The organism is Kitasatospora sp. NPDC059817 (assembly GCF_042731835.1).
Lineage (GTDB): Bacteria > Actinomycetota > Actinomycetes > Streptomycetales > Streptomycetaceae > Kitasatospora.
Window position 1 is genome coordinate 332 of sequence record NZ_JBHWIR010000309.1, and the last position, 5,186, is coordinate 5,517.

At 76.0% G+C, this 5,186-nt stretch carries 5 protein-coding genes; 1 reads left to right on the top strand and 4 read right to left on the bottom strand.

The window, feature by feature from the left end:
• Positions 1 to 387: 387 nt before the first annotated feature.
• Together ligA and ACFV61_RS34040 are read right to left on the bottom strand one after the other, a co-directional pair.
• Positions 388 to 2,466, bottom strand: coding sequence for an NAD-dependent DNA ligase LigA (gene ligA / locus ACFV61_RS34035; RefSeq protein WP_380495955.1), 2,079 nt, complete (start codon positions 2,464 to 2,466; stop codon positions 388 to 390).
• A 143-nt stretch (positions 2,467 to 2,609) separates the two neighbouring features.
• A complete protein-coding gene (locus tag ACFV61_RS34040; RefSeq protein ID WP_208869030.1) occupies positions 2,610 to 3,227 on the bottom strand; it encodes an ABATE domain-containing protein in 618 nt (205 codons plus the stop codon).
• 81 nt (positions 3,228 to 3,308) lie between these two features.
• Between ACFV61_RS34040 and ACFV61_RS34045 the strand changes: the two genes are divergently transcribed.
• Positions 3,309 to 4,091 carry an MBL fold metallo-hydrolase gene (locus tag ACFV61_RS34045; RefSeq protein ID WP_380495957.1) on the top strand — a complete coding sequence of 261 codons (783 nt, stop codon included), beginning with the start codon at positions 3,309 to 3,311 and terminating at the stop codon, positions 4,089 to 4,091.
• A gap of 61 nt (positions 4,092 to 4,152) precedes the next feature.
• Here the strand turns inward: ACFV61_RS34045 and ACFV61_RS34050 are convergent, their stop codons facing one another.
• The gene (locus ACFV61_RS34050) at positions 4,153 to 4,845 is read right to left on the bottom strand and encodes a ScbR family autoregulator-binding transcription factor (protein WP_363378656.1); all 693 of its coding nucleotides are present in this window, start codon (positions 4,843 to 4,845) and stop codon (positions 4,153 to 4,155) included.
• Between the two features lie 84 nt (positions 4,846 to 4,929).
• The coding region (locus ACFV61_RS34055) for a BTAD domain-containing putative transcriptional regulator (RefSeq protein WP_380495959.1) at positions 4,930 to 5,186 on the bottom strand (257 nt) is incomplete at its 5' end.

A 5,186-nucleotide genomic window follows, 5' to 3' on the forward strand; every position in this document is an offset into this window, starting at 1 on the left:
TGTCCCCCCCCCCCCCCCCGCCCCACCCCCCACCGGGCGGGGCCCCCCGGGGTCCCCACCGCGCACGGTCTCGCGGCGGAGCAAAAACCCCACAACAGCACCCATTGGGGTATTCGGGCGGCGCCCCCACGACTCCGTCAGGGCTCCCGCAAGGGCCGGCACCGCGCCGACGCGTCCGCGCTACGCGCGCGACGCGCCCGCACGGCCGCGCTCCGGGAGCACCCGCTCGGACATACCGGTAATGGGGCTCACCTCCTTGAGTCGCGGTCATACACGGCGTCGGCCACCCTACCGCACCCCCGGCGCGGGCGATCAACTGGTCTTCCGGGCCCAGGTCCTGCCCGGCTGCGCGGCTGTCCGCCCGCTTGGCCGGCCGGCCTGGCGGAGCTAGCCGAGCTGCTCGGCGACCAGGGCAGCGAACTCCTCCGGGGTCATGACGGGCACTCCGAGCTCCTCCGCCTTGGCGCGCTTGGAGCCGGCCTTCTCGCCCGCGACGAGAAGGGTGGTGCGCTTGGACACCGAGGAGGAGGCCTTGCCGCCGGCGCGTTCGATCAGCTCGTTCATCGCGTTGCGGGAGAGCTCGGCGAGGGCTCCGGTCATGCTGCCGGTGACGACCACGCTCTGGCCTGCCAGCGGGCCGGCCAGCGGGCCCGCCGCGGTGTCGTCCGCGGCCGCCGCGCCGCCGTCCGCGGCCTGGGCGGCGGGAGCCGTCGGCTCGGTCACCGCGGTGCCGACGCCCTGCGCCACGAGCCGGTCCAACAGCGGTGCCACGTCGGTGAGTTCGGCGACGATCACGGCGGCCTTCTCGACCCCGATGCCGTCCACGCCGGCCAGCGCCTCGACATCGGCGGCACGGATCGCGGCCATGCTGCCGAAGTGCGCGGCGAGTCGGCGGGACATCGTCCGGCCGGTGCCGCGGATGCCGAGGGCGCAGAACACCCGGTTCAGCGGGCGGCTGCGGGCGGTCTCGATGGCGGCGAGCAGGTTGTCGGCGCTGGTGTCGCCCATCCGCTCCAGGGTGAGCAGCTGCTCCCGGGTGAGGGTGAAGAGGTCGGCGAGGTCGCCGACCAGCCCGGCCTCGACCAGCTGGACGGCGCGGGTGCCGCCGAGGCCCTCGATGTCGAGCTGGTCGCGCCCGGCCGCGTAGATCACCGAGGCGACCACCTGGCAGGCCCGGCCGCGCACGCAGCGCCAGCGCTGCTCGGAGGTGTCGATGGCGTCGCCGCAACGCGGGCAGACCTCGGGGAAGGCGATCGGCTGCTCGGCGCCGGTGCGCTGGTCGACCAGGGGCGCCTCGACCCGCGGGATCACGTCGCCGGCCCGGTAGACGAACACCTGGTCGCCGATCATCAGCCCGCGGCGCCCGATGTCGGCCGGGTTGTGCAGGGTCGCGTAGGTGACGGTGATGCCGTCAATCACCACCGGTTCGAGGACGGCCCGGGGCGCGATGATCCCGGTGCGGCCGACGTTCCACTCGACGCCGAGCAGCCGGGTGACCTTGTGCTGCGCCGCCAGCTTGCGGGCCACCGCCCAGCGCGGCGCGCGGGAGCCGGAGCCGGCCGCCTCCTGGTCGGCCACCGCGTCCGCCTTCACCACCACGCCGTCGATCCCGAAGGGCAGTGCGGCGCGCAGGCCGGCGATCTCGTCGATCCGCTGCTGCGCCTCGACGAGGGTCGCGCAGCGGCGCGGCGCGGCGTCGGTGCTGGCGGCGGTGTTGGCGCCGAGGACGGCGAGCCGGGCGAGCAGGTCGGCGTGGTCGAGGCCGGGCAGGCCGAGGGCGTCGTAGGCGAAGAAGGTGAGTTCGACGCGGTAGGCGCGGTCCTTGGCACGCAGGGTGCCGGCCGCGCCGCTGCGCGGGTGGGCGAACGGGGTGGCGCCGTGCGCGGTGCGGACGGCGTTGGCCTGCTCGAACTGCTCGTGGGTGAGCAGCACCTCGCCGCGCAGCTCGACGTCGACCGGTTCGGCGAGCCGGGCGGGCAGGCCGAGCACGGCCTCGGCGGCGGCGGTGATGTCCTCCCCCGCCAGGCCGTCACCCCTGGTCAGCACCTGGGTGAGCCGGCCGGCCCGGTAGCGGGCGGCGACGGCGAGGCCGTCCAGCTTCGGCTCGACGCACCAGGCGGCGACCGGCCGGCCGAGCCGGCGCTCCAGGCCAGCCGCCCAGGACTCCAGCTCCTCGGCCGAGAAGACGTTGTCGAGGGAGAGCATCGGCGCGCTGTGCGGGACGTCGCCGACCGCCGCGCCGCCGGCCACCTTGCCGGTGGGCGACTCGGGCAGCGCCTCGTCCGGGTGCTCGTGCTCGTAGGCCTCGATCGCCCGCACCAGGGCGTCGTACTCGTCGTCGCCGAGCGGGGCGGAGCCGTCGGCGTAGTACGCGGCGGCGGCCCGCACGGCGGCGGCGACGGCGTCGGCGTAGGCCTGCGGGGAGGCCAGGGCGGCAGGGGAGGCCAGGGTGGCTGCGTCCTTCATACCGCCATCATGGCGAGCCGCACTGACATTCGGCCCGCTCGAACGCGGCTCGCACGGACCCCGCCGGGGGGTGCGACCCGCACCGGCCAGGGGTGTCGACCAGGGCCGTCAGCCAGGGGCGCCGGTCGAGGCCGCCGGCCCGGTCAGTCCGGCTGGGGCCGGGTGCGCCGGGCGTAGGCGCGGGCCGCGCGGGCGCGGTCGCCGCAGCGGGTGGAGCACCAGTGGCGCCGGCCGTGCCGGAGGAGGTACCGGGTGCACGGGGTGGAGCCGCAGGCGGTGAGGCGGGCGGCTTCGGGCCCGGTGAGCAGGTCGGCGGCGTCGGCGGCGAGGGTGGCCAGGGCGTGGTCGACGATCTCGGTGGTGGGGTGGGGGGCCGCGCGGTAGGGGCCGCTGCCGTCGTCCCACCGCAGCAGCCGGGCCGTGGGCAGACGGGTCAGGGCGTCGTTGACGGCGGCCAGGGCGGAGGCGGGTGCGGGCAGCTCCGCGACGCGGGCGGCGAACAGCGTCCTGACCTGTTCGCGCATCGAGCGCACCTGCGCCGTGCACATCTCCTGAAGGCCCGCGTCGGCCGGGGCGAGGCCGTGCTCCAGGAGCCACTGGCCGGCGGCGGCCGGCGTGCCGAGGCGGTCGACGACGTGTCCGCCGGGCAGCGTGACGGCGCTGTTGACCAGGGCGAGCGAGGGGTACTGCTGCTCGCCCGGCGCGGGTGGCACGGCGGTCTCGTCGGTGGCGGTGTCCGCGGCGTCCGTCATGAGTCTCATGGTAGCGCTTGCGCTCATCCGTGAGAACCGGCTAGCGTTCCTCACGGATAAACCGCTCTCAACCGTGAGGTGTGCTTCACCATGGCTTCTTCCGACACGACCGTCGAGCAGTTCCCCGTCCGCCTCTTCGGCGGCCCGACCGCCCTCTTCGAGTACGGAGGCCTGCGCTTCCTCACCGACCCGACCTTCGACGGCCCGGGCGACTACCTGCGGCCGGACGGCCGGTTCCTGACCAAGACCGCTCCCTCCTCCGGGAGCGCCGCCGACGCCGGCCACGTCGACGTCGTCCTGCTCTCCCACGACGAGCACCCCGACAACCTCGACCACTCCGGCCGGGCCCTGCTGGCCGACGTCCCGCTCACCCTCACCACCCCCGGCGGCGGCCTGCGCCTCGGCGGCACGGCCCGCGGACTGGCCGACTGGGAGTCGGTCACGCTGGACCGCCCCGACGGCGGCACCCTCACCGTGACCGCCGTGCCCGCCCTCCACGGGCCCGGGGCCCGCGAGCAGGTGGAGGCCGTCACCGGCCAGGTCGTCGGCTTCGTCCTGACCGGGGAAGGGCTGCCCACCGTCTACGTCAGCGGGGACAACGCCTCGCTCCTCGCCGTCGGGGAGATCGCCGAACGCTTCGCCCCCGTCGACACCGCGATCCTCTTCGCCGGGGCCCCCCGCTTCGCCGCCCTCTTCGACGGCGCGCCCATCGTCCTGGACAGCGCCCAGGCCGCCGAGGCCGCCGCGATCCTCGACGCCCGCCGGGTCGTCCTCGTCCACCACGACAGCTGGGCCCACTTCACCGAGGACCGCGACGACCTGGTGGCCGCCTTCACGGCCGCCGGCCTGGCGGAGCGCCTCCACACGGCGTGACCGGCCCCGGGCGGGGCGCGCCGCACGAGGCGCCCCGCCTGTCCGCCCCCGAACCGCCCGCTCAGCCCGGCAGCGGCGCCAGCGGCCTGGTCCGGTAGGCGTCGGAGGAGCCCGGGGGGACGAGGCAGGGCAGCAGCCACTCCCACAGGGCGCCGACCCGGCGGGCGCGCTCCTCACCCGGGCAGCCGTCGCCGAAGACGACCTCCAGCCCGCAGGCGGCCGCCACCACCAGGGTCTCCGGGCCGGGATCGCCCGAGCGGTCACGCAGCTCGCCGGCGCGCCGGGCACCCGTCAGCAACTCCCGGACGACACCGGCCCAGACACCGTGGAAGCCCCGCACGCCCGCGACCGGCACGCCCGCGACCGGCGCGCCGGGGGCGGACGTGGCGGGAGCGAACGCGGCGGTCCTCGACTGCCAGCCGCCCTCCCGGCCGAGGCGGAACGCCGCCCGGACCACCGCGTCCGACCCCAGGGCGTCGACCAGCCAGTAGCCCACGTCGATCAGCGTCTGCAGGGGGGAGGAGGTGGCCCGCAGACCGCCGCAGGCGCCCCGCAGCGAGCGCTCGGCCCGCTGGAACACCGCCTGCGCCAGCTCCTCCTTGGACGCGAAGTGGAAGTAGAGCGCACCCTTCGTCACTCCTGCGGCACCGGCGATCTCGCCGAGCGTGGCCCCCGCATAGCCGCAGCGGTCGAACAGCACCGCCCCCGCCTGCACCAGCCGTCCGCGTGTCCGTTCCGACCTCTCCTGCACCACCCGACCCACACCCCTCACAACGACGAGCACGTTCCGACCACACACGAGCAGCGCCCCGGCAGCGACGGCGCCTTCCGCGCGTCCTCAGCCGACCCGGGTGAACCGGGCCACCGACGCCTCCGGCGAAGCGGTCGCGGCCGCCTCGCGCTCCGAACGCTCCGGGCGCTCCGGGCGCTCCGGGCCGGCCAGCAGGATGGAGCGCTGGAGCCGTCGCAGTCCGGTGGACGGCTCCATGCCCAACTCCCGTACCAGGGTGTTGCGCAGGCGCTGGTAGGCCTCCAGGGCCTCGCCCCGTCGGCCGGAGCGGTGCAGGGCGATCATGTACTGGCCGTGCAGGCTCT

Excerpts from the sequence above, each read along its gene's own strand:
- ligA (WP_380495955.1), bottom strand. The coding sequence starts at position 2,466 with ATGAAGGACGCAGCCACCCTGGCCTCCCCTGCCGCCCTGGCCTCCCCG.
- ACFV61_RS34040 (WP_208869030.1), bottom strand. The coding sequence starts at position 3,227 with ATGAGACTCATGACGGACGCCGCGGACACCGCCACCGACGAGACCGCC.
- ACFV61_RS34045 (WP_380495957.1), top strand. The coding sequence starts at position 3,309 with ATGGCTTCTTCCGACACGACCGTCGAGCAGTTCCCCGTCCGCCTCTTC.